This is a genomic window from Variovorax sp. P2_H12 (genome assembly GCF_056403395.1).
On record NZ_JBFUFO010000011.1, the window covers coordinates 69,329 to 95,621 of the forward strand.

The 26,293-nt window shown below is 63.4% G+C and carries 29 protein-coding genes; 16 read left to right on the top strand and 13 right to left on the bottom strand.

The window, feature by feature from the left end:
• Positions 1–5: 5 nt before the first annotated feature.
• From AC1DYK_RS09930 to AC1DYK_RS09940, 3 genes are read right to left on the bottom strand one after another with little or no spacing between them, the layout of a single operon-like run.
• Positions 6–335 carry an EamA family transporter gene (locus tag AC1DYK_RS09930; RefSeq protein ID WP_478166123.1) on the bottom strand — a complete coding sequence of 110 codons (330 nt, stop codon included), beginning with the start codon at positions 333–335 and terminating at the stop codon, positions 6–8.
• A complete protein-coding gene (locus tag AC1DYK_RS09935; RefSeq protein WP_478166124.1) occupies positions 323–865 on the bottom strand; it encodes an EamA family transporter in 543 nt (180 codons plus the stop codon). Before AC1DYK_RS09935 ends, AC1DYK_RS09930 begins: the two co-directional genes overlap by 13 nt.
• Positions 865–1,743, bottom strand: coding sequence for a MurR/RpiR family transcriptional regulator (locus AC1DYK_RS09940; RefSeq protein ID WP_478166125.1), 879 nt, complete (start codon positions 1,741–1,743; stop codon positions 865–867). The genes AC1DYK_RS09935 and AC1DYK_RS09940 overlap by 1 nt, the downstream gene beginning before the upstream one ends.
• A gap of 88 nt (positions 1,744–1,831) precedes the next feature.
• On the opposite strand from AC1DYK_RS09940, the gene AC1DYK_RS09945 reads away from it, so the two are divergent.
• The 3 genes from AC1DYK_RS09945 to AC1DYK_RS09955 are packed head-to-tail and all read left to right on the top strand — an operon-like array spanning position 1,832 to position 3,446.
• Positions 1,832–2,728, top strand: a complete 897-nt coding sequence (locus AC1DYK_RS09945; RefSeq protein ID WP_478166126.1) for an oxidoreductase — start codon at positions 1,832–1,834, stop codon at positions 2,726–2,728.
• 11 nt (positions 2,729–2,739) lie between these two features.
• Positions 2,740–3,297, top strand: coding sequence for a TSUP family transporter (locus AC1DYK_RS09950; protein ID WP_478166127.1), 558 nt, complete (start codon positions 2,740–2,742; stop codon positions 3,295–3,297).
• A complete protein-coding gene (locus tag AC1DYK_RS09955) occupies positions 3,246–3,446 on the top strand; it encodes a hypothetical protein (protein WP_478166128.1) in 201 nt (66 codons plus the stop codon). The genes AC1DYK_RS09950 and AC1DYK_RS09955 overlap by 52 nt, the downstream gene beginning before the upstream one ends.
• A 46-nt stretch (positions 3,447–3,492) precedes the next feature.
• Here AC1DYK_RS09955 and AC1DYK_RS09960 read toward each other — a convergent pair whose 3' ends face one another.
• The 7 genes from AC1DYK_RS09960 to AC1DYK_RS09990 form a co-directional block, all read right to left on the bottom strand.
• The gene (locus AC1DYK_RS09960; protein WP_478166129.1) at positions 3,493–4,488 is read right to left on the bottom strand and encodes a Bug family tripartite tricarboxylate transporter substrate binding protein; all 996 of its coding nucleotides are present in this window, start codon (positions 4,486–4,488) and stop codon (positions 3,493–3,495) included.
• Positions 4,489–4,592: 104 nt separating this feature from the next.
• Positions 4,593–5,369: an enoyl-CoA hydratase/isomerase family protein gene (locus AC1DYK_RS09965; RefSeq protein WP_478166130.1), complete on the bottom strand. Its 777-nt coding sequence runs from the start codon at positions 5,367–5,369 to the stop codon at positions 4,593–4,595.
• Between the two features lie 9 nt (positions 5,370–5,378).
• A complete protein-coding gene (locus AC1DYK_RS09970; RefSeq protein ID WP_478166131.1) occupies positions 5,379–6,569 on the bottom strand; it encodes a CaiB/BaiF CoA transferase family protein in 1,191 nt (396 codons plus the stop codon).
• 1 nt (position 6,570) lies between these two features.
• On the bottom strand, positions 6,571–7,539 hold the full coding sequence (locus AC1DYK_RS09975; RefSeq protein ID WP_478166132.1) for a Bug family tripartite tricarboxylate transporter substrate binding protein: 969 nt from the start codon (positions 7,537–7,539) through the stop codon (positions 6,571–6,573).
• Between the two features lie 26 nt (positions 7,540–7,565).
• Complete coding sequence (locus tag AC1DYK_RS09980) at positions 7,566–8,345, bottom strand: SDR family NAD(P)-dependent oxidoreductase (RefSeq protein ID WP_478166133.1); 780 nt, start codon at positions 8,343–8,345, stop codon at positions 7,566–7,568.
• 11 nt (positions 8,346–8,356) lie between these two features.
• The gene (locus tag AC1DYK_RS09985; protein WP_478166134.1) at positions 8,357–9,493 is read right to left on the bottom strand and encodes a thiolase family protein; all 1,137 of its coding nucleotides are present in this window, start codon (positions 9,491–9,493) and stop codon (positions 8,357–8,359) included.
• A gap of 4 nt (positions 9,494–9,497) precedes the next feature.
• Positions 9,498–9,854, bottom strand: coding sequence for a Zn-ribbon domain-containing OB-fold protein (locus AC1DYK_RS09990; RefSeq protein ID WP_478166135.1), 357 nt, complete (start codon positions 9,852–9,854; stop codon positions 9,498–9,500).
• Between the two features lie 166 nt (positions 9,855–10,020).
• Between AC1DYK_RS09990 and AC1DYK_RS09995 the strand changes: the two genes are divergently transcribed.
• Both AC1DYK_RS09995 and AC1DYK_RS10000 read left to right on the top strand, forming a co-directional pair.
• A complete protein-coding gene (locus AC1DYK_RS09995; protein WP_478166136.1) occupies positions 10,021–11,187 on the top strand; it encodes a PrpF domain-containing protein in 1,167 nt (388 codons plus the stop codon).
• Between the two features lie 210 nt (positions 11,188–11,397).
• Positions 11,398–12,177: an SDR family oxidoreductase gene (locus AC1DYK_RS10000; RefSeq protein ID WP_478166191.1), complete on the top strand. Its 780-nt coding sequence runs from the start codon at positions 11,398–11,400 to the stop codon at positions 12,175–12,177.
• A gap of 56 nt (positions 12,178–12,233) precedes the next feature.
• On the opposite strand, the gene AC1DYK_RS10005 is transcribed toward AC1DYK_RS10000, so the two are convergent.
• Positions 12,234–12,971, bottom strand: coding sequence for an AraC family transcriptional regulator (locus tag AC1DYK_RS10005; protein ID WP_478166137.1), 738 nt, complete (start codon positions 12,969–12,971; stop codon positions 12,234–12,236).
• A 419-nt stretch (positions 12,972–13,390) separates the two neighbouring features.
• Between AC1DYK_RS10005 and AC1DYK_RS10010 the strand changes: the two genes are divergently transcribed.
• From AC1DYK_RS10010 to AC1DYK_RS10035, 6 genes are all read left to right on the top strand, one after another.
• On the top strand, positions 13,391–13,702 hold the full coding sequence (locus AC1DYK_RS10010; protein ID WP_478166138.1) for a hypothetical protein: 312 nt from the start codon (positions 13,391–13,393) through the stop codon (positions 13,700–13,702).
• A complete protein-coding gene (locus AC1DYK_RS10015) occupies positions 13,699–15,717 on the top strand; it encodes an FUSC family protein (RefSeq protein ID WP_478166139.1) in 2,019 nt (672 codons plus the stop codon). Before AC1DYK_RS10010 ends, AC1DYK_RS10015 begins: the two co-directional genes overlap by 4 nt.
• Complete coding sequence (locus tag AC1DYK_RS10020; protein WP_478166140.1) at positions 15,714–15,926, top strand: DUF1656 domain-containing protein; 213 nt, start codon at positions 15,714–15,716, stop codon at positions 15,924–15,926. Before AC1DYK_RS10015 ends, AC1DYK_RS10020 begins: the two co-directional genes overlap by 4 nt.
• Positions 15,927–15,949: 23 nt before the next feature.
• On the top strand, positions 15,950–16,942 hold the full coding sequence (locus tag AC1DYK_RS10025) for an HlyD family secretion protein (RefSeq protein WP_478166141.1): 993 nt from the start codon (positions 15,950–15,952) through the stop codon (positions 16,940–16,942).
• Entirely contained in the window at positions 16,939–18,399 is a 1,461-nt protein-coding gene (locus tag AC1DYK_RS10030; protein WP_478166142.1) for an efflux transporter outer membrane subunit, read from the top strand. The genes AC1DYK_RS10025 and AC1DYK_RS10030 overlap by 4 nt, the downstream gene beginning before the upstream one ends.
• Positions 18,400–18,483: 84 nt before the next feature.
• Positions 18,484–19,389: a LysR family transcriptional regulator gene (locus AC1DYK_RS10035; RefSeq protein WP_478166143.1), complete on the top strand. Its 906-nt coding sequence runs from the start codon at positions 18,484–18,486 to the stop codon at positions 19,387–19,389.
• Between the two features lie 438 nt (positions 19,390–19,827).
• Here the strand turns inward: AC1DYK_RS10035 and AC1DYK_RS10040 are convergent, their stop codons facing one another.
• Together AC1DYK_RS10040 and AC1DYK_RS10045 are read right to left on the bottom strand one after the other, a co-directional pair.
• A complete protein-coding gene (locus AC1DYK_RS10040; protein WP_478166144.1) occupies positions 19,828–20,673 on the bottom strand; it encodes a nucleotidyl transferase AbiEii/AbiGii toxin family protein in 846 nt (281 codons plus the stop codon).
• Positions 20,670–21,287: a type IV toxin-antitoxin system AbiEi family antitoxin domain-containing protein gene (locus tag AC1DYK_RS10045; RefSeq protein WP_477650111.1), complete on the bottom strand. Its 618-nt coding sequence runs from the start codon at positions 21,285–21,287 to the stop codon at positions 20,670–20,672. The genes AC1DYK_RS10040 and AC1DYK_RS10045 overlap by 4 nt, the downstream gene beginning before the upstream one ends.
• A gap of 400 nt (positions 21,288–21,687) precedes the next feature.
• Between AC1DYK_RS10045 and AC1DYK_RS10050 the strand changes: the two genes are divergently transcribed.
• The 5 genes from AC1DYK_RS10050 to AC1DYK_RS10070 are packed head-to-tail and all read left to right on the top strand — an operon-like array spanning position 21,688 to position 26,235.
• Positions 21,688–22,824, top strand: a complete 1,137-nt coding sequence (locus AC1DYK_RS10050; protein WP_478158661.1) for an ABC transporter substrate-binding protein — start codon at positions 21,688–21,690, stop codon at positions 22,822–22,824.
• Positions 22,825–22,869: 45 nt separating this feature from the next.
• The gene (locus AC1DYK_RS10055) at positions 22,870–23,742 is read left to right on the top strand and encodes a branched-chain amino acid ABC transporter permease (protein ID WP_478166145.1); all 873 of its coding nucleotides are present in this window, start codon (positions 22,870–22,872) and stop codon (positions 23,740–23,742) included.
• On the top strand, positions 23,739–24,731 hold the full coding sequence (locus AC1DYK_RS10060; RefSeq protein WP_478166146.1) for a branched-chain amino acid ABC transporter permease: 993 nt from the start codon (positions 23,739–23,741) through the stop codon (positions 24,729–24,731). Before AC1DYK_RS10055 ends, AC1DYK_RS10060 begins: the two co-directional genes overlap by 4 nt.
• Positions 24,728–25,525, top strand: a complete 798-nt coding sequence (locus AC1DYK_RS10065; protein ID WP_478166147.1) for an ABC transporter ATP-binding protein — start codon at positions 24,728–24,730, stop codon at positions 25,523–25,525. Before AC1DYK_RS10060 ends, AC1DYK_RS10065 begins: the two co-directional genes overlap by 4 nt.
• A complete protein-coding gene (locus AC1DYK_RS10070) occupies positions 25,522–26,235 on the top strand; it encodes an ABC transporter ATP-binding protein (protein WP_478166148.1) in 714 nt (237 codons plus the stop codon). The genes AC1DYK_RS10065 and AC1DYK_RS10070 overlap by 4 nt, the downstream gene beginning before the upstream one ends.
• The last annotated feature ends 58 nt before the right edge of the window (positions 26,236–26,293 follow it).

A 26,293-nucleotide genomic window follows, 5' to 3' on the forward strand; every position in this document is an offset into this window, starting at 1 on the left:
AAGCGTCAAAGACTGATCGCCACGATTCCGGCCAGCACGACCGCCGCGCCGGCGATGCGGCGCGCGAGATGACCCTCGCGGAACAGTCTGCACGCGACGAGCGAGCCGATGACGATGGACGACTCGCGCAGGGGCGCGACGAGCGCCACCGGCGCCTTCAGCATGGCGGTGAGAACCAAGATGTACGCGAGCGGGGAGAACACAGCCACTATGAGGATCGGCACGGCGTCGGCACGGATGGACGCTCGAATACGATGGCGTCGGCGCAACAAACTTGGGGTCAGAATCAGGCTCTGAAGCAGCAGCGTGGCAGCGTAGTAGCTCAGCGGCGCCAATTGCAGCGCGATGACCGAGTAGCCGTCCCAGAGCGTGTAGGCGGCAATGGTCGCCCCCGTCGCGGCACCCAGAGCAAACCTTGAAGCGGGCGGCGGCTCCCGCTTCTGAACGGGTTGCCGGAGACTACGAGAATGCCTGCCACGACGAGCGAAGCGCCGAACATCGCGGCCGCGGTGAGCTGTTCGCTCAGGAGGAGGATTGCGAAGAGCATCGTCAGCACCGGCCCTGTGCCGCGGGCGACCGGATAGACCACCCCCATCTCGGCGCGGTCGTAGCCAACCTGCAAGGTGAGAGAGTAAACGGTGTGCAACACCGCCGATACAGAGGCGCTCGCCACGAGCCGCCAGTCGAGCATTTGCTGCCCACTTGCGACGAAGGCAATGCTGATCGGGACGCACAGCAGCGCCGAAGCGTAGGTATAGGCGCAGACGAACAACAAAGCATCACCGCGCTTGTACTTCGAGGCCAGGTTCCATACCGCGTGGGCGACCGCCGCGGCGAGGACCATCGCGACGGTGTCGGGCAGCATCAGCCGATATCGGGCAGGTCGATACCCGCCCGTTCCGCGCGGCGGCTGCGCTCCGGGTCGCGCAGAGCGAGCGCCGCGACCAGTGCGTCAATCACCACGAGCTGCGCCAGCCGACTTCCGGCCGCGGCCATCTGGGCCGGCAATGGTGCACCTCCGACAACAAGCGCGATGTTCGCGAGGGTCGCCAGGGGGGTGCCGTACTGGTTGGTGACGGCGATGAGCGAGGCGCCGGCAGAAGACGCCGCATCGGCGATGGCAAGCGTCGTCGATGTGCGTCCGGTCGAACTGACGGCGATGACAGCGTCTCCGGGGCCGAGGAGGCGCGTGGCAATCATTGCCGACAGATGGTCCGGGATGCCGACGGTCGTCACGCCGACCGCGCGCAGACGGAAGACCGCATCGGCGGCGACCGTCGCAGAGGGGCCGGCTCCGAATGCGATCACCTGGCGCGCGTAGTGGATGGTGCTGACCGCTTGGTCGAGCGCGGACAGCTCAAGGGCACCGCCCAGCGCGGTCAGTGCGTCAGTGCCTGCGCGGATCGAGGCCTCGAGCACCGCTGCCGTCGTTGCACCCGCGGTAAGTACGTCAGGCGGCGCGAAGAACCGGGTCGTACCGCGGGCACGAGCGATCTCGATCTTGAGCTCCGTGAACCCGCTGAACCCGATTGCACGGGCGGCGCGGATCACGCTCGGGGGCGAAACGCCGGCGCGGGCAGCCACCTGCGCGGTCGTGCTAGCGCCAACGAAAAGGGGGTCGGCGAGCAGTAGCTCGACGACCTTCGCCTCGCTGGCAGCGAGGTCACCACTTCGGGCCTGGATGCTTCCAATCAGCTGCACCAGTGGCGCGTCGCCTGAAACTCTATTACCATCTTCTTTCATGATTCGTAATAGATTACAGTGCGCTCGCGAGGAGCGCAAGCACGGCGTGCACAAACGCTGAACGAGACGCTCAAAGAAACCTATGTTCATGAATACTGCAAACGCTTCATCCATCGCCGTTTTGGGTCCAGGTGCCATCGGCACCGCGGTCGCGGTGGCACTGCACGAAGTCGGTCGCACGCCGTTGCTGTGCGGCCGCACGCCCCGGGATCGTCTGACGCTGCACGATGGCGATCACCTCATCACCGTTCCCGGTCCGGTTTGGGTGGATCCCGCACAGCTCGGGCGCACCGTCGACCTCGTCTTTCTGGCGGTCAAGGCGACACAGATCGAGGCGGCGGCAGAATGGCTCAGCGCATTGAGCGGCCCAGAAACTGTCGTCTGCGTTCTGCAAAACGGAGTCGAGCAGTTGGAAGGGATCACCTTGCATGCCCGACGCGAGCGGATCGTTCCAGCGGTCGTGTGGTTCCCTGCACAGGCGCATTCGGATGGCTCGGTGCGCTTGCGCGGAGACATGCGCCTCAGCCTGCCAGACACGTCGGACGCCCGCGTGGCAGCCGAGGCACTGCAAGGCACACGGTGCCGCGTCGAACTGGCCGCGGACTTCCGCGCGCTGGCCTGGCGCAAGCTGCTGCAGAACGCGGTGGCCGGACTCATGGTGCTCACGCACCGCCGCTCCGGCATGTTCGGCCGGGCCGATATCGCCGAGCTCGCCCTTGCCTATCTGCGGGAATGCCTGGCCGTGGCCCGCGCCGAAGGTGCAGAACTCGCCGACGAAGTGCCGCAGGAGATTCTCGACAAGTTCCAGGCATCTCCCGCAGACATGGGCACCTCCATCCTCACGGATCGCGAAACCGGGCGGCCGCTCGAATGGGATATTCGCAACGGGGTCGTCTCGCGTCGCGGCCGCGCTTTGGGCGTCCCGACGCCGATCAGCGATATCCTGGTGCCGCTCCTCGCAGCCGCGAGCGATGGCCCCGGCTGATCCTGCGCTCGATGATCGCGCTGTCACTCCTCTTCCTCCTCGCCCTCGGCGCCGGAGTGCTCAGCGGCGTTGTCGGCACCGGCTCATCGCTGATCATGCTGCCCGTCCTGGTTCCCCAATACGGGCCGCGGACCGCTGTGCCCGTCATGGCGATCGCCTCCCTGTTTGGCAATATCGGGCGCGTGATCGTCTGGTGGCACGAGATCCGCTGGTGGCCGGTGCTCACCTACGCTCTGACGGGGGTCCCCGCCGCCGTACTCGGTGCCCACACGCTGATGACGATCCCGCCCATCGTCGTCGACGTGTTCCTCGCAGCCTTCTTCCTCTCAATGATTCCGCTGCGCCGACTCATCAGGCGCTCCCGCGTCCACCTGCGCATCGGGCACATGGCCGCCGCCGGAGCGCTCGTCGGATTCCTCCCCGGATTCGTGCTGTCCACCGGACCGCTCAGCGTGCCGGTGTTCACCGGCTACGGAATGAGCGGCGGCGCGTTTCTCGGATCGGAGGCCGCAAGCGCATGCTGCTCTATGCGGGCAAGCTCGGCACCTTCGGCATCGCCGGGGTGCTGACGCCGGCCGTCATTGCACGCGGGCTCGCCGTCGGCCTCGCGCTGCTCGCCGGCTCGATGATCGCCAAGCGACTCGTCCAGCGTCTCCAGACGCACACCTTCGAGTTCCTCATTGATGCAGTGCTCGTCGCGAATGGGCAGCAGGAATGATGCTCGCCCTCAAATGAACTGCAAACAACCTATTGACGGCTCACAACTAGTCCGATCTGAATCCCGAAGCTTTGACCACAGGCTCCCAGAAGGCGCGCATTTCGCTGAACCTGGCACGAGCGTCAGCCGGCGAGCTTCCCGTCGCCAGAAAGCCGAGCGTGCGGATCTTGCGCGCAAACTGCTCGGTTGCAACGGCTTGTCGGATCGCAGTGCTCCATTCGGAGACGACGGCTGCAGGCGTTCCAGGAGGGAGGCAGATGGCCAATACGCCGACTGCGGTGAGCTCCTTTCGGCCGAGCTCGCTGAACGTTGGAACGTCAGGCAGAAGCGGCGAGCGTTGCGCAGAGGTGACTGCAAGCACGCGAAGCTTGCCGGCGTTGTGGTGCTGTGCAAAGTCTCCGACAGTTGAACTTCCCGCTGCAACATTGGCGCCAACGAGGTTCACGATCATCGGGGCAGCGCCCTGAAACGGCACGTCCTGTAGCGGTGTCCCGATGACTTTGGCTATCTGCAATCCCAAGAAATGGGTCGGACCTCCCGATGCGGCATGGCCGAAGTTGGCATTCTCAGGATTGGCGCGCACCCATTGGGCGTATTCAGCAAAGGTCTTGACGGGCGAGGACGCTGGTACAGCCAGCGCCATCGGAAACTCGACAACCGTCGACGCCGGCAGGATGTCCCGCTCCGGAGCGTAGTTGAGCTTGTTGAAGACGAATGGATAGATCGATTGCAGGAAGTCAGGACAAAGCATTGCCACGCTTCCGTCGGCAGGGGCGGCACGCAGCGCATCGATCGCAATCTTTCCGCCGGCTCCGGGCCGGTTCTCCACAACTACTGTGCGATTGAGCGGCTCATGCAACTGATCCGCAAGCGCCCGTGTGACGACATCGAGTGTCCCGCCAGGCGAGAAGCCCACAAGAATCCTTGCGGGCGGGCGGCTGGCCTGCTGCGCTATGGCCGCCGGCGCGCCGAAGGACGCGGCAACGATGAGTGCGAGGTTGTAGAGCCAGGCGATACGCAATTTATTCAAGAATTGCTCCATGGAAATTCAGGTCAGTCACGTCGGTCTGCAACGTCGCACGAGACCTCTTGAGTGATTCGAGGGCAGAGGGAGCAACGACTTTTGCGCCCTCTCTGCGAGGCAAGTCAGCGACCCCGAAAAACCGGAGCGCGCTTGTCGGCGAAAGCACGGCGCCCCTCCAGTCGATCTTCGCTATCCCTGAGCACTCCAAAGGCTTGGCGTTCCAGTTCGAGTCCACCGGCAAGGGGCAGCTCTCGCCCGGTCATCGCCAGTCGCTTGGCGGCGGTCATCGCCAATGGCGCATTGGCCGCCATTGCTCGCGCAAGGTTGACAGCCGTTTCCTGCAGCGCGGAAAGGGGAACCACCTTGCTGACCAAACCGATCCGCAACGCCTCGTTGGCATCAATGCGTTCGCCCGTGAGCAGCATCCGCATCGCGTCCGACTGCCCCACCGCGCGAATCAGGCGTTGCGTGCCGCCGGCGCCTGGGATGCTGCCGACCCGCACTTCCGGCAAGCCGAACTGCGCGTTTTCAGAACAGATGCGGATGTCCGCAAGCAAAGCCAGTTCCAGTCCGCCGCCGAGGGCATAACCATTGATCGCGGCGATGACGGGCTTGTCCGTTTGCAGCGTGCCGAAATTGGAATGTCTGGTGTCGCCGCGAAAGACTTGCCGAGCTGCGCTGTCGGCAGGCGGCATCGTTTTCTTGAGGTCCGCACCTGTGCAGAACGCACGCTCGCCCGCGCCGGTGAGGACGAGTACGCGGATGTCCTCGTTGTTCGATACCTCATCCCAGATCTCGAGCAATTGCTCGTTCGACTCTGGGTCGATGGAGTTCATGGCTTCGGGCCGATTCAGGGTGACGATGGCGATGCCATCCTGGACTGTCTTGGTGATGGGCATGGGATTGCTTCAGTTGTGTGTAGAGCAGGCGGCGATCACCGCCTCAACGTCTTCAGACGGCATGCCTAATTCGACAAGCACCTCACGGGTGTGCTGTCCGAGCGTTGGCGCAGCTCGTCGCGCCTGAGGGCGCTCGCCAACCGCGCCCAACACGCTGCGTGGCATCGTCAAAGCACCTGCGACTGGATGTTGCAAGCTCTCCGTGAGCGCTGCTTCGACAAAGGGCGCGGACTGCGTCACCTCGGAATAGTTGTTGATAGGGCCACAAATGATGTCCACGGCGGTGAACTTCTCGAGCCAGAAAGCGCGGGGATGGACAAGCATGCGTGTTTCGAGCAAGCCCAGCAGCGTCTCGCGGTGTTGCAGCCGGCTCTTGTTCTCGGCGAAGCGCGGATCGGATGCCAGTTCTGGCGCGCCGACGGCGGCACACAAGGCCTGCCATCGTGCAGGGTGATATGCCGCTACCATAATCCACCCATCGGCGCAACGCAGCGCTTCGTTCGGCGTTGAATAGGGCGCTGCGTTGCCTTGTGGACCGGGCACTTGGCCATCCGCAAGGTAGGACGCAAAACTCACGTGCTGCAGCGCGATGGCACTGGCAAACATGCTGGCTTCCACGTGCTGCCCCAAACCCGTCCGTTGCCGCTCAGCGAAGGCGGCCAGAACCGAGATAGTGGCCAGCGACCCCGTTATCAGGTCGACCACCGGCACCGGAACCTTGCACGGCTCTCCATCGCGTGCGCCAGTGACGCTCATGAGGCCGCTCACCGCCTGCAGTACGCCATCCACCCCCGGCAGGTCTTTTCCGGCCCCGTGCTGGCCGTACGCCGAGACCGAGCAGTAGATCAGCCGCGGGTTCTCAGCAGACACCGTGGCATAGTCCAGCCCGAACCGGGCCATCACGCCCGGGCGAAAGCTCTCCACCACGACATCCGCTTCGGCGATCAGATGCAACGCCACCTGCCGGTGCACCGGCTGCTTGAGATCCAACACGATGCTGCGCTTGTTGCGATTGAGCGCAAGAAAGGGAACGCCCTCGCCATGGACCCAGGGCGAGAGCGCCCGCGAGAGATCGCCTGCAGGTGCCTCGACCTTCACGACATCGGCACCGAGATCGGCCATGCACAGTGTGCAGGTCGGCCCGGCCATCACCTGGGTGAAGTCGATAACCCTCAAGCCATTGAGAGAATTTCCCAGCATCCTACGAACCCATTTGGATATTGTTGGCGCGGATGATCGGCTCCCATTTGGCGCGTTCCGCTTGCAACATCCGTTGGTACTCGTCCTGTGTGACCGCCATAGGTTCGAGCCCCGCCGAAGTGAGCGCTGTCCGAACCTCGGGGTCCTGCAGGGCCTTGGCAACCTCAGCATGCAGGCGACTCACGACGGCCTTCGGAACGCCCTTTGCCACGCAAACGTCATACCAGTAGCTTGCGTCGTACCCCTTCACGCCGCCTTCTGCCAGTGTCGGGATCTCAGGTGCCAGTTCGGAGCGCCTTGCGCTGCCAACGCCCAGAACCTTCAACTGACCGCTTCGGGCGAATTGAATTGCGGTCGACAGACCGACGATCGCAAGCGGTAGATGCCCGCCGATGACGTCTTGAACGGCGGGAGCGGTGCCGCGGTAGCCGACATGGGTCAATTGCAGCCCGGCCATTGAAGCGAGCAGCACTCCGGCAAGATGATGCGGAGTCGCGGGACCAGGCGTTCCATAAGTCATACCCGGGTTCTGTTTGACGTGGAAGATCAGTTCGGCCATGTTTCGGGCAGGAACCTTGTTGCCCGCAATCAGAACAATCGGCACGCTCGCCAACGGGGCTACCTGCACCAGGTCCGTGGCGGCATCGAATGGCAATTTGCTATTCAGGAGATTCAGTAGCGACGTAATGCCGGAGCCCGTCGTCAACGTGTATCCGTCAGGCTTGCTGCGCAAGAGTTCGGCGTAGGCCAGTGCGGCCCCAGCTCCAGGCTTGTTCTCTACGACGATCGGCTGGCCCAACTGCTCACTGAGCTTCTTCATCACGACGCGTGCCGCGAGATCGGTGCCGCCCCCAGCGGTGTAGGGCACGAGCAATCGGAGTTGCCGCGACGGATACTCCTGCGCGAACGCTGGCGTGGTCGATACGGGTCCCAGTGCCGCGACAAAGTTGATGAAGGTCCTGCGTTTCACCACGGCTCTCCCATTGTGGTTTGGCATCACACAGACGGGCTGCTCAGACTGCGGCCACCGCAGACGTAGAGAAGCTGGCCGGTGACGTAGCTGGAGCCGGGTTCCGCGAAGAAGCGGACGGCGCGACCAATATCTTGCGGCTGGCCGATCCGCTCCATCGGCACCGTATTGTGAAGACTTTGCCGGACCTCTTCCGTCAGCGTTTCAAACAGTGGCGTCTCAACGATGCCGGGCGCGATGGCATTCACGGTGATGCCCTTGCGTGCGTATTCCAGCGCCAGCGAGCGGGTCAGGCTGACTACGGCGCCTTTGGAAGCGGAGTACGCAGCCTGACCGCGATTGCCCAACCAGGCGCGGGAGCCGATGTTGATGATGCGTCCGAACCGGTTCTCCGCCATGTGCGCCAGCACTGCCTTGGAGCAGATGAACTGAGAATGAAGATTGATCTCGATCACTCGGCTCCAGAACGCGAGATCCATCTTGGAGACGAGCCTGTCGCCGCCAATGCCGGCGTTGTTGACCAGGATGTCGATACGCGCATGGGACGCCAGGAGCTGGGTCACGGTCGCCTCTACCTGCTCCACAGAGCCGACGTCGACCTTGAAGGTCTTCACGTCAAACCCGTCACTGGAGAGGGTGCGCTCGGCCTCCTTCAGCGCATCGTCGTCCAGGTCCCAAAGCGCGATGCGGCAGCCAGCCTCCGCCAGCTCACGGGCGATGCCAAAGCCAATGCCCTTCGCCCCGCCGGTGACGACGGCGACAAGGCCTCGCAGCGAGGCAGGCGCGGTTTTATTTGTCTGGTTCATACTGGTTGCCATCAGAGCGAGAGAATGCTGATCGAGCAGGCCGCGTGGTCCACACCCCAGATACCGCCACCGGTCACTTGCGTGAGGCCTATCCGCGCGCCCTGCACTTGCCGCGCTCCGGCACGGCCTTGCAGTTGCTCGCACACCTCCACGATTTGTGCAACACCGGTCGCACCCGGGGGATGCCCCTTGGCGATGAGGCCGCCACTCGGGTTGACGGGCACCCGCCCGCCCAGGGCGGGCGCGCCGCTTTGCAGAAAGCCCGCGGCATCGCCACGGGCACAAAGGCCCAGCGCTTCGTAATAGAGCAACTCGGAAATGGTGAACGCGTCGTGCACTTCCAGAAGGCTCAGGTCCTGCGGCCCGATGCCGGCCTGCTCGTATGCCAGTTTGGCGGCGCGGGCTGTGATCTCGGCCTCGGTCATGTCGACCGGCGCGGTTTCGAAGAGGCCAGACTGCACCACGGACGCCAGCACCCGCACCGGCTTTGCAACGCCCTTCGGAGGTTGGGTGCTCAGCACGAGAGCCGCCGCCCCGTCCACCACGGCGGGGCAGCACTGCAGCAGCGTGAGCGGATCGGCCACGGGGCGGGAAGCGAGCACCTCCTCGCGCGTGGCCTGTTTCGCGAACTTGGCGATGGGATTCAGAGCCCCATGCTTTCGGTTCTTGACAGAGATGTCCGCAAGCGTCTCCAGTTTGAGGCCATGGTCGTGCATGTAGCGCTTGGCACGCATGGCGTACAGGGCCGGCATGATCATGCCGCGCCGGTTGTTCCAGTCCTTCTGGCTAAGCTGCAACGGCCCGCCTCCGAGGCTGCTCAGATGGTCCATGCCAAACACCACCACGGTGTCGTACTGCCCAACCTTGAGCGCCTGCAAGGCGAGGTTGAGCGCAGTCGCTCCGCTGGAGCAGGCGTTGTCCACGTTGTAGACCGCGCCTCCGTTGACATGCAGCTCACGCAACGCGCGTTGCCCCGGCAACGAGGCGCCGAGTGCGTTGCCGCAGTAGAACGCCTGCACCTCAGAAAGAGACGTGCCCGCATCTGTCAAGGCGTCAAGAATGGCCGACTGAGCCATGGCCTCCTCGGTCAACTCCGGGAAGCGACCAAAATCGGTGATGCCCACGCCAGTGATCAGGGGTTGTTTCATGGCATCACTCCTGGAAGGCGTAGTCGGGCGTGCCGTCAGGCAACGTGAGGGGCACCACACGCAGGCGGCTTCCGATGGCGGGTGGCTGGGTATCAAACAGCAGCCGCCCGAACGCACGCACGCCGGGCTCGAAGTCGACCATGGCCAAACCGTAGGGCGGCTTGTCCTTGCCAGGGTGAACGACGGTGAAGCTGTAGAGCGAGCCGGTCGGCCCGAGCTCGATTTCCCTGATCTCTTGATCGTTGTGAACGAACTCGATCGGTGGGAATTGCGGCGGCTGCCCGGCTACGTGTGCGGCGATCAGCACCATGCCGCCAGCGGTTTCACGGAAGTGAGCTTCCGTTCGCTTGATGATCTTCAAAAGTATCTCCTGTTCGCGCAGCGCTTGCCACGGCGACAGGAAGTATGGGGATCCACGGCCATGTGGTCATTGGAGTTCTGTTTGGCAAACTTTAGCCACGCTAAAGCATGGAAAGCCTGCAGCCACGCTAAAGCAATGTCAGCAAAACTGAAAGGACGGCGGCCAAGTGGACGTGCACACTGAAGCGATGAAAGAACAAATTCGCGTGCCGGTCACCATGATGCGCGGTGGCACCAGCAAGGCTGTTTTTCTCGCGCAGCGGGACGTGCCCACCGACCCCCAGGCGCTTCAGCGATTCCTTCTCGCTCTGTTCGGCAGCCCGGATGTTCGCCAGATCGATGGGCTCGGCGGGGCCGACATTCTGACGAGCAAATGCGCCATCATTGGTCCGCCGTCACGCCTGGACGCCGACATCGACTACACCTTTGTGCAGATCGGCATCGATCAGCCAACCGTGAGCTTCGAAATAGTTTGCGGCAACATTTCATCAGCCACTGGGGTCTATGCGCTGCAGGAACAGTTGATTCCCGTGCAAGAGCCTGTCACCACGGTTCGGGTCCACAACACCAACACCGGGAAAATTCTCCGAATGGTGGTGCAATGTGCGGACGGTGAGCCGCGCGTGGAGGGTGACAGCGAAGTGGATGGGGTCCCCGGGACAGGCGCAGAGGTCGCATTGGACTACTCAGGCACCAGCGGAGCCACGACGGGCAAGCTCTTGCCTACCGGGCAGGCACGCGATTCTGTCTACGTCTCAAAGCTCGGTCGCGAGATACCCGTCTCGATCGTCGATGTGGGCACGGCGTGTGTGTTCATTCGCGCGGCCGATCTGGGCGTCACCGGCACGGAACTCCCCGGGCAGCTCAGTGTTGATATCTACGAGATGGCCGAGGAAGTCAGGCGATGGGCCGCCAATCGTTGCAACTTGCCAGCGTCAGGGACCCTCACTCCCTATCAGATCCTCATCAGCGCACCGCAAGATTATCGGACCATCACCGGGAACCGAATCATTAAGTCATCGGAGATCGACTTCGTTGCGCGCATGGTTCTCAACGGCGGCGCGATGCATAAGGCGTTCCCTGGCGGTGGATCAGTCTGCCTTTCCGTGGCAGCACAGATTGCAGGGACGATTCCGGCCGAAGCCCGAGGGACGCATGCCGGACCGACGCGCATACGCATTGGCCATCCGAGTGGCGTGCTCAAGATCTTTGCGAATGTCCAGCACTCTGTCGAGGACGAGTGGACGGTCCGCGAAGTGCACTTCACTCGCACTGCTCGACGGTTGTTCGATGGAACTGCCTACGTGAGGCGAGCACTTCTCGAAGTCGGCTGATCTCACCGAACGGGTGGCGCGGCATCTCTGAAAACAGCGGCGCCGACGGCATGTTCGTTCCCGAATTTGGCGCTAAGCAGCTTGGCTTCTGCCTGCACTGTGCCTGATCTTCCGTGTCATTTTCGAGCACAGCCAAGGCGCCGCCCGGTGCTTAAAGGTCAAATAGTAGACATTTCTTATGCGTATGAACACCACGGCGAAGGCATTGCATTGATGACGCAAGATCTTTTTTCTCTGCAAGGCCGAACAGCGCTTGTCACCGGTGGATCTCGGGGTATTGGCCGCATGATCGCCGAAGCGTTCTTGACCCAGGGTGCGCGCGTCTACATCAGCGCGCGCAAAGCTGCGGCGTGTGATCTGGCGGCTGCAGAGCTGTCGAAGCACGGCCACTGCGTCTCACTGCCCTACGACGTGTCCACGGTTACTGGCTGCCAGGCCCTGGCCGCTGCCTACGCGCAGCATGAAACCACGCTGGATATTCTGATCAACAACGCCGGCGCTGCTTGGGGAGAAGACTTTGACGCTTTCCCAGAAAGCGGCTGGGACAAGGTGGTCGATCTCAATCTGAAAACGCCTTTCTTCTTGACGAAGGCCCTGTCCGAGCCGCTGCGCGCTGCGGCCACGGCGCGTGTGGGAAAGATCATCAACATTGCCTCCACCGATGGAATCGCGCTCAATCCTCAGGAGAACTATTCTTACGTTGCCAGCAAGGCGGGCTTGATTCACCTTACACGGCGGATGGCGCTGCGTTTGGCGCAGGACAATATCGCGGTCAGTGCCATTGCGCCTGGTGCGTTTCCATCCGAAATGAACCGCAACGCGCGCGACCGCGGGGACGAATTGTCCGAATACATACCCGCCAGACGCATCGGTACCTCAGAGGACATCGCGGGCGCAGCGATATTTTTGGCCTCGCGTGCAGGTGACTACGTGATGGGCTCAACCCTGGTGGTCGACGGCGGTGTGACCCACGCCCGCGCCTACAGGTGAGCGCGCCAGGAAGATTGACGATGGCGTCTAGCGACTCGCCGACCTAAGGTCACGCGTCATACACTGACCCGAAAGCGGTCATTGATATAGGTTGCGGGCGGCTTTCCAAAAGCCTTCTTGAACATCGTATTGAAGGCAGACGGCGACTCATAGCCCAGGTCATAAGCGACTTGCTGGACGGTCGCGCCACCGGACAGTTCCCGAAGCGCCACGATCATATGCAGCTGGCGTCGCCAGCGGCCAAAACTCAGGCCTGTCAGCGAAGTGCACAGTCGAGTCAACGTTCGGTCGCTCATGCCAAGTTCGCTTGCCCAGTTTGTCTGGGTCCTGCGATCGGAGGGATCGAGCATCATCGCCGTTGAAATCTTTCTAAGCCTTGCGTCCTCAGGCATGGGCAGGAAGATCTCTTCCGTGGGCATTGTGCAAAGTTGGTCAAGCAGCACATGTGCCAGTCGATCGGTCGGCCCGCCAACCTCGTAGAAGGTCGGTAGTCCTGCGAGGTACTGAATCATCTCGCTGAGCATCGGACTGATGCGCAAGGTGCAGCAACTGGCAGGCAGAGGGGCTGCGCCAGGGGCGACGAACAGGTAGAAAATCAGCGCGTTCGCCGTTCCGTGGTTACTGTGCGGCGTACCGCCCGGAATCCACACGCCCGCTTGCGGCGGAACCATCCAGAGCGCACCGGGCACGTCGCACGAGACGGCACCGCGTAGTGCGATCACGAGCTGGCCAGATCGGTGCTCGTGAATAGGGATCTCTCGCTCACGCGCCGCCACATCGACGCGCAGCGCCATGACGGGTACTGATGGCTCGTAGTCTAGATCTGGCTCGCCGAATTCTGCTCTTCGCATATTGACAAAAGTGGTATGAGTTCCGCCATGCAGCCTATTCCTGCCTTGTCTCGACGATTCGTGTCGCGTCGCGCGACGGGTGTCAGGTTCGAGGCCGGTTGAGATCGGCGAGTCGGGCGAGGTGGGCTGCTGTTCCAGCTGTTGAACCGAAGGCACCGCCGCCACGTCGGCGCGCTTGTTCCTCTGCTGTTGTGAAGGGCAAGGCACGCCTCAGGTCTGATCCCAAGCCGACCGACATCCGACTGCGTTGATGCAGGTACCTCATCGTTGCCTGACGCGCCACCTCCTCGATGACCGAAAAGAGAAGTCATTCGTCCAAGTTTGCAATTCTCGGCTCGTGTGCCGGTAAGTAGCATCGTCGCATGAAAATGATTCGCATTAAGAATGAGATGGTTTCGATCCAGTCACTCCTCATCCTTCTCATCGGCCTTGTGCTGATAGGCGCGGCGCTTCGGTCACGCAACACCGCCGGCGGAGCACTCTCGGAATCGATCCTGCAGCGCTTCGGCACGCCGCTGCGTCCAACGATTCTGGTGCGGGAACTGACGCAGCTCGCCGGTTTCGCTCACCAATGGCTTCGCGATTTCGCCAGCATTACGGTCTCCCGTTTGCTCTCGCGCTCCCATGTCGTATTGAGGGATGCTCGCACGGTTTCTCAGGGCGACGCAACATGATTGCGCTGCCTCGTTTCTCTCGACAGGAGTTGCTTTTTTCTCTCAAGAGCTTCGTCGCAGCCATGCTTGCGCTCTACCTGGCCAGCCGCTTCGGTCTACCCCGGCCCTTCTGGGCCATGATGACCACCTACATTGTGGCCCATCCTCTGGCCGGAAATGTGCGCTCCAAGGCCCTCTACCGCTTTTTGGGCACCTTGCTGGGGTGCGCAGCGACCGTGGTACTTATTCCCTCGCTGTCTAGTTCCCCAGAGCTCCTGTCGCTGGCCTTAGCGCTGTGGGTGGGACTGTGTCTTTATTTTTCGCTGCTGGACCGAAGCGCGCGCTCGTACATCTTCATGCTGGCGGGCTATTCAGCCGCAATGATCGGCTTCCCTCTGGTAGAAGCTCCCACGGCGATGTTCGACACGGCCGTCACGCGGTTAACTGAAATCGGGCTGGGAATCCTGTGTGCCGACGTGGTCCACAGCGTTGCACTTCCTGCCGGACTGGGCCCTTCCCTGCTTGGCGTGATGGATCGAGCACTTGGCGATGCGCGCCAATGGCTCACTGACCTGCTGCGAAGACCAAAGGAAGCGAAAGACGAGCGCATTGCTGCGGACCGCCAGCGGTTGGCTCTGGACATCACACAGCTGCGTCTTCTGTCCACACATGTGCCCTTTGACACCACCAACCTGCGCTGGACAGGGGGCGCCATCGACGCCCTGCAAGACCGTATCGCGGCCCTCACCCCGGTGCTGTCGGCGGTAGAAGATCGCCTGGAAGCGCTGAGCACCGCCACAGGCGGAGTGCCGGATGACATTGCCTTAACTCTCGCGGGGCATACAAGCTGGTTGGACCCGAGCGCGACAACCGCGGGAGTGGACGAAGCGCGCGCCGCCTTTCGCGCCATAGCGGACGGTCCGGCCTCTTCGTCCTGGATCCGCGCACTGCGGATTGATTTGGTGACCCGCCTGGAAGACCTGGTCGCGGGCTGGGGGTCCTGCACCACGCTGCGCAGCGATATCAACGCCGGCATGGCCGGAAACGCAGTGCCGTTGCGGCGCACTCCGGCTCTGGGTCGCAGCGTGCTTCATCTGGACAGAGGGCTCGCGATCCGCTCGGGGATCACTGTGGTGTTGGCGACCTGCATTTCCTGCGCTCTGTGGATCGCTACGAGCTGGCCTTCGGGCTCAGCCGTGCCCATGGGCGCCGCAGTCTTCTGCAGCTTCTTCGCCACCATGGACGATCCGGTGCCAGCCATGCACCAATTCATCAAGGCACTGATGTGGTCATTGCCGGTGTCCGTCTTCTATGTCCTAGGGGTCATGCCGCTGGCCCATGACTTCGGCATGCTGCTGCTGTGCGTCGCGCCCCTGCTCTTGTTGGTCGGGTGTTATATGGCACGACCGGCCAGTTCATTGGCGGCTCTTGGAATGTTCTTCGGCGTCGCTGGAACACTCGCCTTGCAGGATACGGCCAATGCCGACCTGATGAGCTTCATCAATTCCAACCTGGCTTTGTTTGTGGGTGCACTGATAGCGGCCCGCGTGACAGCTCTCATGCGCAGCGTCGGGCGTGAATGGAGCGCCGAGCGCATACGCCGTGCCACCTGGAGCGACCTCGCCGATCTGGCTGCCCATCCGCAGGACGCATCCGCCCGCGACGCCTTTGCCGGCCGCATGCTCGACAGGATCGCGCTGTTGGCACCGCGCGTAGCACCTGACGGTTCCGAAGCGATCCAGATCGCAGCACACCGCGCGTTGCGCGAACTGCGCTTGGGTGCAGACATAGTTGGGCTGCAACTGCATCGTGCGGGCCTTTCGTCAGGGCCTACCACCCGCCTCTTCAAGGAACTGACCCTCGCTTTCCGCGCCCAGATAGCAGGTGCGCCGCCTCGCGGCGAGTCGCTGCTGCCACAAATAGATCGGCTGTTGCTTGACGCCGTGAACGGAGACATCGAGCCAAGCGCTATCGCGGCACTTGTGGGTCTTCGACGCAACCTCTTTGCATCGGCGCCCGCCGCACTCCAACCATGATCGAAGTCAATCTTTTCGGGGTGCAACTGCCCTGGCTTTTACTGCTTGCTGGCGGCGCGCTGGCGTGCGCATGGGCCATGCGACGTCTGCTGGCAATCCTTGGTGCCTACCGATGGGTCTGGCACCCCGCCCTTTTTGACCTCGCGCTGTATGTCCTGGTGCTCTACGCATTGACCTATCTCACTCGCGCCACCGCCACCTGGTACTGAAATCCGAACTTCCCGTTCTACCCGTGAAAACTGACACCCTCCACACCCTCTCCCTCCCCTCCCGGGCTCCTCGTCTCGCCCGTCCAGTCGTTCGCCTGTTGGTGACAGTGCTGATCGTGGCCGCCGCCGGCTGGGCCGGCTGGCAACTATGGGACCACTATGAACTGGCCCCATGGACACGCAACGGGCGGGTGCGGGCCAACATCGTGCAGGTCGCGCCTGACGTGTCAGGCATGGTTGCAGATGTGGCTGTGCAAGATAACCAGTCCGTTGCCGCCGGCGCCTTGCTGTTCTCTGTGGACAAGGCTCGCTTCGATCTGGCTCTAGACCAGGCCGAGGCCGCTGTCGCGAGTCAGAGCATCGCAATCAGCAACCAGCGCATCACGCTCGCACAGGCGCAGCGCGAGAGCAACCGCAATTCCGATCTGGGCGATTTGATCTCACTGGAAGTTCGCGAGCAGTCACGCCTGAAGGTAGATCAAGCGAAAGGCGCACTTCAGTCGGCCGAAGCGGCCTTACGGCAAGCGCAGGTCGCCCTGAGGACTTCGAGGCTGAACCTGCAACGCACAGAAGTGCGCGCACCCACCGCCGGGCTCGTGACCAATCTCGACCTGCGCCAAGGGGCCTACGCAAGCGCTGGCCACCCCGTGATGGCGTTGGTGGATGCGGGTTCGGTCTATGTCGAAGGCTATTTCGAGGAAAGCAAGTTGGCCAGGATCCATCTAGGAGACCGGGTGCGAGTGACGCCCATGGGCGCAGCGGCGCTCGATGGCGCCGTAGAGAGCATCGCCGCCGGGATCGCTGACCGCGACCGCAGCACCAGCGCCAACCTGCTTCCCAGCGTCAATCCCACGTTCAACTGGGTCCGGCTTGCACAGCGCGTGCCCGTGCGCGTGAAGCTCGATCAGATGCCCTCAGGCACCCGTTTGGTCGCAGGCCAGACGGTCACCGTTGAGATACTTGAGGCCGCTAGAGCCACGCGTCCTACACCCAGACGATCAGAAAGCCAAGGGTGAGCGCCGTGTATCGACTCCTGGCCGCCGCCGCGGCGGCAAGCGCATTGCTGGTCGGTTGTGCCCACGCGCCCGTTGGACCGGACTATGCGGCCCCCACCTCCCTCTCCGCCGCGCAGGCGGCCTCTGCGGCCACATTCCGATCTGCCAGTGGATATGCGGCGGAAACGACTCTGCCGCCGCACTGGTGGCGGCTCTACAACGACCGACGGTTGGACACGTTGGTGACGCAGGCGCTGGAACACAACACCGATTTGCGGCAGGCCGTGGCCAACTTGGAACGCGACAAGGCGCTGGAGGCCGAGGTACTCGGAAATGAGAGGCCAACGCTGGCTGTCAGCGGTGGCCCTGGCTTTGGGCATGCGTCGGGTCTAAGTCTCCTGCAGAGGGACGCCGAACCGCCTAGCCGCGGCACGTATAGCGCGGGTGTTTCCTTGTCTCATCAACTGGACATGTTCGGGCAACTTCGCCGCGCCATCGAAGCGGCTGAGGCCGGCACTGGCGCCGCGCAGGCGGCGGTAGACCTGGTGCGTGTGAGCGTGGCCGGCGGGACGGCACATGCCTATGCGACCCTCTGTTCAAGCGGCTATCGCTTGCGCGCAGCGCATGAGTCGGTTCGCTTGCAGGAAGAGGCGATCCGACTCTCCGGGCGGCTTCAACAAGCGGGCAAGGTGGGGGAAATCGACATTGCACGAGCGCAAGGCCAACTGGAACAATTACGTGCTGCGCTGCCGCCACTTCAGGCTCAGCGCCAAGGCGCGTTGTACCGGTTGGCAACGCTGACCGGCGCAGCACCTCGCGACTTCCCTGCGGCAGTGGCCGCGTGCGAGCAGCCGCCGCACTTGGCAGGACTGCTGCCGGTAGGAGACGGCACGGCCCTTTTGCGCCGACGGCCCGACGTTCGCCAGGCCGAACGCAGCTTGGCTGCCGCCACCGCCCGCATCGGCGTAGCAACAGCCGACCTCTACCCCAAGGTAGCACTGGGCCTCTCGGCCAGTTCGGCAGGCTTCTTGGTCAAAGTTGGAACCCGTGAAACGCTCAGCTATAGTCTGGGCCCGTTAATTAGCTGGACGCTACCGAACACCGGCGTTGCCCGCGCTCGCATCGCGCAGGCCGAGGCCACCACGCGGGTTGCCGCTGCCCGCTTCGACGGGACCGTACTGACGGCACTGCGCGAGGTTGAAACCGCCCTTGATGCCTACGCACGCGAGTTGGAACGCCATGCTGCACTCTCAGCCGCGCGTGATCAAAGTGCCGCCGTCGCCCGGCAAGCCCGAACGCTCTATTTGAACGGCAAGACTGGGCAGCTTGAATCACTGGATGCAGAGCGCACCCTCGCAGCCAGCGAAGCCGCGCTTGCAACATCGGCAGCTCAGTTGGCCGAGGATCAAGTAGCGGTCTTTTTGGCTCTGGGAGGTGGCTGGGAAACGGACGACGTCATTGCAAAGGCTACGCGTTAGCTACTGCCTGATCACTTTTTGATCTCAGATGTTGGCTGAATAGCAGTTTACCGATGAGGACTTCCATAAGTATTTGGAATCTTGATGGACGCAATTGACCTTCTTAGGACCTTTTTGGAGGTTGCGAACTTGGGCAGCTTCTCGCGCGCTGCGGACAAGTTAGGCATTTCGAAGCCCAGCGCAAGCAAGCATGTAGCGATCCTCGAGGCGCGCTTCAACGTACGGCTGCTGAACCGCTCAACGCGATCGGTGACACTGACCGACGCTGGACGGCTCCTCCAGTTACGCAGCGCGCCGTTGGTGGAGATGGCCGAGTTGACTCAGAGCGAACTACAGGCACATGGCTCGCATCCAAGCGGACGTCTGCGCGTCGCGGGACTTCACGGGCTCGCGCAAACCGAATTCCCTAGCCTGCTGAGCGAGTTCCTCACGCGCTATCCAGATGTCCATGTCGACCTCCAAATCGGCAATCGTGTGGTCGATCTCGTAGAGGAAGGCGTCGACGTCGCCCTGAGGTTTGGGCGGATCGGCGACGAGAATCTGATCGTGCGTCGCCTTCAACGCGTGGAGCTCATCCTTTGTGCCACGCCCAGTTATTGGGCCAAGCGCGGCATGCCTAAAACACCTGACGACATGCGACGGCATGATGTGCTCACATACTCGCTGACAGCGAGCGCGCCGCACCTTCCGTTCGAAGTCGATGGCGAGCCATATAACCTCCCGGTCAACGGTCGCATGGATGCAAACGACTCGAGCGCGCTCATCGCCGCGGCGCTCGACGGCATCGGCGCTGTGTGTGTGCCGGCGTTGCTGGCAAAACCATACACAGAGCGGGGCAGTCTGGTTCCAGTGCTCAAGGAGTTCATGCCGCGTGACGTCTGGCTCTACGCGGCGTACACGCAGCGCCGGCACAACAGTGCAGCCCTACGCGCACTTCTGGAATTGCTAGAAGTGCGTATGCGCGGCGGCACACACAGCAATCCGGCCTAAGATCCGCGTCCCGCCGGCAAGCCGGATGACCTTGATGCCTGCGCTGCTCGATCCGTGTCACCGACCACCTTGAATGCTCTCTAACGCAGCGCAGCAAGCGTTTGTTCGCTACGATAAATGTGCGCCCCTTGAGGCAGCGCCAGCGTACCCAGCGGCGTTTTACACAATTGTTCTTGAGTAAAGATCCCCAGACAGGACGTCGACGGGGCCGGTAGACCATTCCGATCAGCACAGCGCCCTGTTCGTGTCGACGTCACGCTGTCGCTTGGGCAATGGGTGCACGTGTGAATGGGGTGCTGGAGCATGCGCGGTCGTCCAGCTTGGCCTTGACGTCGGTCCACGATGGATTCGCTTTCTTCTTTGCCATGTGAGCGCTCGTCTTCATGCGACGACGAGGAGCACGGTGCAGCGTATTGTGGCTTCTCTGGATTGGGCGGTTCACGTGGACCCGAGTGCCTGGAACTCGCTGCGCAACAGCGCGACGGCCTCGGACAGGTCCATGACATCCAGCCGATTCTTCTTCAGGAACGCGGCCCATTGGGTTTGCTTCGCCGCATCCCGTGCGAATGCACCGCTCAGGCCAGACGGTAACGTGGTGGGCATGGCGAGTTTGCGCCGCGCGAACGTGGCCTCGACCGCGCGGCGCAGTTCGTCGGGATCCAAAGCGCCTTCGGTCAGCAGAACCCAGAGATCAAAATAGTCCTTCATACGGGTGTTGGCCATGCCCAGCAAGCAGATCGCGTGGAACTTCTCCGCCACCACGGTGTACTTCGGATAGGCGCGCAGTCGCGGGGCGGGCAGGTCCTCGAGCAGGACCGGGTAGTTCACCGATTCCGGCGCTGGTGTGACTGCATCGCCGAAACCGATGTCTACCTGCAATGCGATGCGCGCACCATCGAGCTTCGCCTGAAGGTCGATCCGTACGCCGCCGTAGCCCGCGTCCTTGCGGATGACCGAGGCCTTGACGGAGGCTGGGTCGAACGCAATGCCATCCTCCGCAGCGATCTGGCAGATCGCGCGAAAAGCCGAAACTGCGGTGTCGACGTCGTCCGGTCCGAATCCGAGCAGGTCGACATCACGCGTCGGCCGATGCGGCTGGTCGTACCAAAGAGAAAACAGCAGGGCGCCCTTGAGCAGGTAGTTCGCTGCATGCGGCGAGATTGACAGTCGGTACAGTAGCCTTTCAAGCCCGTAGTGGGTGAGGATCAGATTGAAATCCTGCTTCGTCGCATCGGCGCGCTGCTTCAAGCGTGCTCGGATGGATGCAGCCAGGTTGCGGCTCATGCCGTGACGCTTTCAAGATAGGGGCGCATCACATTGGCTACGCGATCGACCGTGGCGTAGTGCCATAGCGCATCCATCGACAGCTTGCGTTTCGACCATCCATCGCGCAGCGCTTCCAGAGCCACATCGAGGCCGATCTTGTTGCGATACTTGAAACAGTCGGCCACCGTCTTGGCTGCGTTGAACACGGGTACCTTCACGCCATCGATCACGACCGGCTCGATTCCTTCGGTCAACGCGGGCCCTGACATGCGCACTGCGCGCAGCGTTGGTTGGTCCAGGCGGGGCGTGGGGGAGTGGCGAGGAATTGCCACCCAGACTTCGAACGGCGCCTGTGTACCGATGCCGTGGACGCGCAGCGCAGATAGCAGGCACACCACACCACGCGGCACGCGTAACGCCACTTCAGCCAGTGATCGGTGCTCGCTGAGTGCGCGCCCTGGCAGGCTGTAGACGCCGCGGGCGACGCGCTCGAGCTTGCCTGCCGCGACCAGTCTGGTGAGCGCCACCGTAGGCAGGCTCTGCCCGGCCAGGTCCCGCGCGCGAAGCAGTGGCTGTCTTTCTGCGAGGACGAGGACGGCTTGTTCGACCGTGAGGTTGGAGCCAGAGGTCATGCTGGGAGTATGTTGCAATAGCTAGTCATTTGTCAATAAACGACTAGATAATCCAACAACGACGGCGCCGTTTCCCGCCCTGCCCCGCGCCATAGATCTGGGCGGAAGACGAACCGCCCGCCGCGGCGGGGAGGCAACGATCTATCCTGCGCAGCCGTCAACCGAAACTCCGGCGTGGCTGTGGCCAGACTGGATCCAATGCAAGGGCGCAAGGCTCTCGGCTGGCATCAAGCTTGCTTGCTAGTCGTTTAATTAATTGGCGGACTCCGTAGTAACCCTGAAATGGTGCATCCCATCGGATGCTATTCTCGGCCCATAAATTAATTGATCGTTTAATTATGTCTTCGCCGACGGCACGGCCGGCGGCGCCATCACTTCATTTCTTCGAAGGAGATCGTCGATGTTCAAGTTGTTCAAGTCAGCCTGCGCCGCCAGCCTGGCACTCGGCCTGGGGTCCGCCGCAACGGCCCAGGAGGCCATCAAGGTCGGGGTCATCGAACCCCTCACCGGCTCGGTCGCCTACAACGGCCAGGCCTTCGTGAGCGGTGCCAAGCTCGCGGTCGAGCGCCGCAACGCGGCCGGCGGCGTGCTCGGCCGCAAGATCGAACTGGTGATCGAAGACGGCCAGTGCCGTCCGGCGAACTCGGTCAACGCCGCCGAGAAGCTGATCCAGCGCGACAAGGTGGTGGCGCTGGCCGGCGCCTTCTGCAGCTCGGCGACCGCCGCCGTGATGCCGGTGGCCGAGAAGTACAAGGTGCCGCTTTTGACCGGCGTGTCTTCCAAGGCCGACCTGACCGAGAAGGGCATGCAGTACTTCTTCCGCTCGGCCGAGACCGACCGCCTGATGTCGAAGACTTTCAGCAAGATCCTGGCCGAGAAGCTGCAGCTCAAGACCGTCGCCTACATCGGCGTCAACGACGACTGGGGCCGCGGCGGCGTCGAAGATTTCTCGAAGGACCTGAGCGCGCTCGGCGTCAAGACCGTGATGAAGGAGTACTTCGACCATGGCGCGACCGATTTCTACACGCTCCTGACCAAGCTGCGCGCGAGCAATGCCGACGGCGTCTTCGTTGCCGCCGAGACGCAGGACGGCGCCATCCTCGTCAAGCAGTTCAAGGAGTTCGGCCTCAAGACCAAGATCTTCGGCGTCGGCTCCTGGGCCACGGCCGACTTCGTCGGGCTGACCGGCGATGCGTCCGAAGGCATCTACGCCGCGGTGCCCTACGCGTCGAGCCTGCCGGGCGAAGCCAACAAGGCCTTCGTCGAGCGCTACACCGCCAGCTACAAGGAGAAGCCCGGCAAGTACGGCGCCGCCGGCTACAACGCGATGAACATCATGATGGAAGCCATCGCGCGCGCCGGCAAGGCAGAGCCCGAAGCGGTGCGCGACGCACTGCGCAAGACCGACTACACCGCGCCCAACGGCCGCTTCCGCTTCACCGAGAAGGGCGAGGGCTATGGCTTCGACGTCGTGCTGGTGCAGATCGCCAACAAGGAACCGCGCGTGGTCGCCGAAGCCGCGACCGAGAAGCCATGAGCGGCCGACGCTCGCGCAACGCATAGCGGCACAAGGAAACCCAACATGGAACTGTTGCCACAGTACCTCGTCAACGGCCTGGTCACGGGTTCGTTCTACGCCCTGTCGGCGCTGGGACTGACCCTGATCCTCGGCCTCATGCGGGTCGTCAATTTCGCCCACGGCGAGCTCTACATGCTCGGCGGCGTCATGGGCTGGTGGGCCACCACGCGGCTCGGACTCGACTTCTTCACGGGCCTGCTGCTGGTCGCCGTTGTGATGGGCGCATTCGGCTGGTTGATCGACCGCTTCCTGATCGAGCGCATCCGCGACCAGGGCGAAGAGCCCGGCATCCTGCTGACCATCGGCCTGTCGATCTTCCTCGCCAACACGGCCCTGCTGATGGTCGGCACCTCTCCGCTCAAGGTCGAGGCGCCGATCTCCGCGGGCCCGGTGTTTCTCGGTCCGATCGTGCTGACCAAGCTGCGGTTGTTCGCGGTTGCGGTCTGCGCGCTGCTGATCCTGGCCGCCTACCTGACGATCCAGAAGACCCGGCTCGGCCGCTCGATGCGCGCCACCTTCCAGGACCCGATGGCGGCCCGGCTGGTCGGCATCCGCACCGCCAACGTCTACGCCAGCACTTTCGCGATGGGCACCGTGATCGCCTCGCTGGCCGGCATGCTGCTCGGCTCGATCTATTCGGCGCAGGTATCGGTGGGCGGGCTGGTGAGCATGAAGGCCTTCGTGGTCGTGATCCTCGGCGGCATGGGGAGCTTCCCCGGCGCCATCGCGGGGGGCCTGCTGCTCGGCGTCTCGGAGGCCTTGTGGGGCGGCTACGTCGCGACCGGCTGGGTCGACATCATCGGCTTCGTGCTGGTGATCCTGACGCTGGTCTTTCGGCCCTACGGCCTGTTTGCCAAACGTGCGGAGCGTGCATGAGATTCGAAAAACGTTGCCTCCTGGCGCTGATGGCGCTGGCTGCCCTGGTGCCGCTCCTGGTGCGCGACCAGTACGTGCTGCACATCGCGATCATGGTGCTGTTCTACGCGGTGCTGGCCACCAGCCTCAACCTGGTGGTCGGTTACGTCGGCGAGTTCTCGCTCGGCCACACAGCCTTCCTGGGCACCGGCGCTTACGCCGCCGCCATCCTCTCGACCACCTACGGCTGGCCGATCTGGGCCACCATCCCCGTGGCCGGGCTGCTCGCTGCGGTCATGGGCGTCATCATCGGCGGCATCACGCTGCGGCTGCAGGGGCCGTTCTTCGTGATCGTGACCTTGTCGTTCTCCGAGGTGCTGCGCCTGGTGGCCGACAACTGGATCGCGCTGACCAACGGACCGATGGGCATTGCCGGCGTGCCGCAGCCCGCGCTGCTGGCCGACGTCGGCAACCTCGGCGCGAAGCAGTTCTACTACGTGGCGGCATGGCTGCTGCTGGCACTGGCGCTGTATCTGTCGTTCCGCTTCGTGAACTCGAATGCCGGCCGGGCCGCGGTCGCCGTGCGCGAGAACCGCTACGTCGCGCAGTCGATCGGCATCCGCCCGCTGACCTACTCGATGCTGGCGCTGGTGCTCGGCGCCTTCCTGTCGGGCATGGCGGGCGGCTTCTACGCGCACTACATCTCTTTCGTCGGACCCGAGGTGTTCCGCTTCGCCTTCATGGTGAGCATGATCATCATGGTGCTGATCGGCGGCAAGGGCACGCTGGTGGGGCCCCTGATCGGGGCGCTGCTGGTGACCTTTCTCGAGGAGTACCTGCGCGAGGCGAAGGAGCTGCGGCTGTCGCTGTTCGGCTTGGCCGTGATCGCGATCGTGCTGTTCCTGCCGCGCGGGCTGATGGGCTTCATCACGCAGCGCCGCGAGACCCGCACGAAGCAGGCTGCAGCGCCCGCCGCGCCGGCGCAACGCACGGCAGGGAGGCCCGCATGAGCGCCGCACCACTGGCCGCCAGCGGAGGCTCGCTCGAAGTGCGCGCACTCAGCAAGTCCTTCGGCGGCATCAAGGCCGTCAAGGACATCAGCTTCGACGTTCGTGCCGGCGAGATCGTGGGGCTGATCGGGCCCAACGGCGCAGGCAAGACCACCTGCTTCAACCTCATCACGGGCTTCTACACGCCGACCGGCGGCAGCGTGCGCTACAGCGGCCAGGAAGTGACCGGCGAGAAGCCCTTCCGCATGGCGCGGCGTGGCATCGTGCGCAGCTTCCAGAAGACCAACATCCTGAAGTCGCTGACCGTGTTCGAGAACGTGCTGACCGGGCATTACCTCGAAGCGAAGCAGTCGCTGTGGAGCACCTTCTTCCCGACCTCGAAGGTGCGCGCGACCGAACGCGCGGTGCGCGAGAGCGCCGAGCAGATCGTCCACACCATGGGCCTCGCAGAGCGCATGGACGTGCCGGCCTACATGCTGTCCTGCGGCGAGCTGCGGCTGCTCGAAGTCGCGCTCGCCCTGTCGGCCAAGCCCGAGATTCTGATGCTCGACGAGCCAGCCGCCGGCCTCAACAGCCAGGAGGCCCGGCGCTTCGGCGAGATCCTGAAGCAACTGCGCGGGCGTTTCGTGAAATCGATCCTGATCGTCGAGCACAACATGGGCCTGGTCATGGGCGTCTCGGACCGCGTGGTCGTGATGCACTTCGGCGAGAAGCTCGCCGAGGGCACACCGGCGCAGGTGCAGGGCGATCCGCGCGTCATCGAGGCCTATCTGGGCGGGGGGAAGAAATCATGAGCAAACTGCTCGAACTCAACGACCTGCACGTGAGCTACGGCAAGACCGCCGCGCTGCACGGCGTCAACATGACGGTGCGCGCCGGCGAGGTGGTCGCGCTGATCGGCGCCAACGGCGCGGGCAAGAGCACCACGCTGCGCGCGATCTCCGGCCTGCTGCGGCCGACGCGCGGCGACATCCTGTTCGACGGCCGGACCATCGGCGGTATGGCGGCCGACCGCATCGTCGGACTGGGCATCGCGCAGTCGCCAGAAGAGCGGCACGTGTGGCCGGCGATGAGCGTGTACGAGAACCTCACGCTTGGCGCCTACCTGTGCAAGGAGAAGGCCGAGATCGAGAAGCGTGTCGGCGTGGTCTACCACCGCTTTCCGCGGCTCAAGGAGCGGCATCGCCAGCTGGCCGGTACCCTGAGCGGCGGCGAGCAGCAGATGCTGGCGATCGGCCGGGCGTTGATGTCCGAGCCGCGGCTGCTGCTGCTCGACGAGCCCAGCCTGGGCCTGAGCCCGCGCATGGCCGAGGAGGTGTTCGAGTTCGTGCGCGAGATCAACCAACACGGCGTGACCGTACTGCTGGTCGAGCAGAACGTGCACAACGCGCTGTCGGTGGCCTCGCGCGCCTATGTGTTCGAGACCGGCCGCGTGGTCGCCGAGCGCGATGCCGCAGGGCTGCTCGAGGACCCGGGGCTTCTGAGCGCCTATCTGGGCGGCTGAGGCGGGCGGGCGGCGTCCTGCGCCGTGCCAGGGACTCGTCGCCAATTCATTAATTAAT

What these genes read in the sequence shown, in the direction of transcription:
- AC1DYK_RS10035 (WP_478166143.1), top strand. Translation starts at nt 18,484, where the DNA reads ATGGACGCAATTGACCTTCTTAGGACCTTTTTGGAGGTTGCGAACTTG.
- AC1DYK_RS10070 (WP_478166148.1), top strand. Translation starts at nt 25,522, where the DNA reads ATGAGCAAACTGCTCGAACTCAACGACCTGCACGTGAGCTACGGCAAG.
- AC1DYK_RS10015 (WP_478166139.1), top strand. Translation starts at nt 13,699, where the DNA reads ATGATTGCGCTGCCTCGTTTCTCTCGACAGGAGTTGCTTTTTTCTCTC.
- AC1DYK_RS09955 (WP_478166128.1), top strand. Translation starts at nt 3,246, where the DNA reads ATGCTGCTCTATGCGGGCAAGCTCGGCACCTTCGGCATCGCCGGGGTG.
- AC1DYK_RS10045 (WP_477650111.1), bottom strand. Translation starts at nt 21,287, where the DNA reads ATGACCTCTGGCTCCAACCTCACGGTCGAACAAGCCGTCCTCGTCCTC.
- AC1DYK_RS09965 (WP_478166130.1), bottom strand. Translation starts at nt 5,369, where the DNA reads ATGCCCATCACCAAGACAGTCCAGGATGGCATCGCCATCGTCACCCTG.
- AC1DYK_RS10050 (WP_478158661.1), top strand. Translation starts at nt 21,688, where the DNA reads ATGTTCAAGTTGTTCAAGTCAGCCTGCGCCGCCAGCCTGGCACTCGGC.
- AC1DYK_RS10005 (WP_478166137.1), bottom strand. Translation starts at nt 12,971, where the DNA reads ATGGCGCTGCGCGTCGATGTGGCGGCGCGTGAGCGAGAGATCCCTATT.
- AC1DYK_RS09960 (WP_478166129.1), bottom strand. Translation starts at nt 4,488, where the DNA reads ATGGAGCAATTCTTGAATAAATTGCGTATCGCCTGGCTCTACAACCTC.
- AC1DYK_RS09950 (WP_478166127.1), top strand. Translation starts at nt 2,740, where the DNA reads ATGATCGCGCTGTCACTCCTCTTCCTCCTCGCCCTCGGCGCCGGAGTG.
- AC1DYK_RS09940 (WP_478166125.1), bottom strand. Translation starts at nt 1,743, where the DNA reads ATGAAAGAAGATGGTAATAGAGTTTCAGGCGACGCGCCACTGGTGCAG.
- AC1DYK_RS10055 (WP_478166145.1), top strand. Translation starts at nt 22,870, where the DNA reads ATGGAACTGTTGCCACAGTACCTCGTCAACGGCCTGGTCACGGGTTCG.
- AC1DYK_RS09980 (WP_478166133.1), bottom strand. Translation starts at nt 8,345, where the DNA reads ATGAACCAGACAAATAAAACCGCGCCTGCCTCGCTGCGAGGCCTTGTC.
- AC1DYK_RS10020 (WP_478166140.1), top strand. Translation starts at nt 15,714, where the DNA reads ATGATCGAAGTCAATCTTTTCGGGGTGCAACTGCCCTGGCTTTTACTG.
- AC1DYK_RS09970 (WP_478166131.1), bottom strand. Translation starts at nt 6,569, where the DNA reads ATGCTGGGAAATTCTCTCAATGGCTTGAGGGTTATCGACTTCACCCAG.
- AC1DYK_RS10065 (WP_478166147.1), top strand. Translation starts at nt 24,728, where the DNA reads ATGAGCGCCGCACCACTGGCCGCCAGCGGAGGCTCGCTCGAAGTGCGC.
- AC1DYK_RS09935 (WP_478166124.1), bottom strand. Translation starts at nt 865, where the DNA reads ATGCTGCCCGACACCGTCGCGATGGTCCTCGCCGCGGCGGTCGCCCAC.
- AC1DYK_RS10040 (WP_478166144.1), bottom strand. Translation starts at nt 20,673, where the DNA reads ATGAGCCGCAACCTGGCTGCATCCATCCGAGCACGCTTGAAGCAGCGC.
- AC1DYK_RS09945 (WP_478166126.1), top strand. Translation starts at nt 1,832, where the DNA reads ATGAATACTGCAAACGCTTCATCCATCGCCGTTTTGGGTCCAGGTGCC.
- AC1DYK_RS09985 (WP_478166134.1), bottom strand. Translation starts at nt 9,493, where the DNA reads ATGAAACAACCCCTGATCACTGGCGTGGGCATCACCGATTTTGGTCGC.
- AC1DYK_RS10060 (WP_478166146.1), top strand. Translation starts at nt 23,739, where the DNA reads ATGAGATTCGAAAAACGTTGCCTCCTGGCGCTGATGGCGCTGGCTGCC.
- AC1DYK_RS10010 (WP_478166138.1), top strand. Translation starts at nt 13,391, where the DNA reads ATGAAAATGATTCGCATTAAGAATGAGATGGTTTCGATCCAGTCACTC.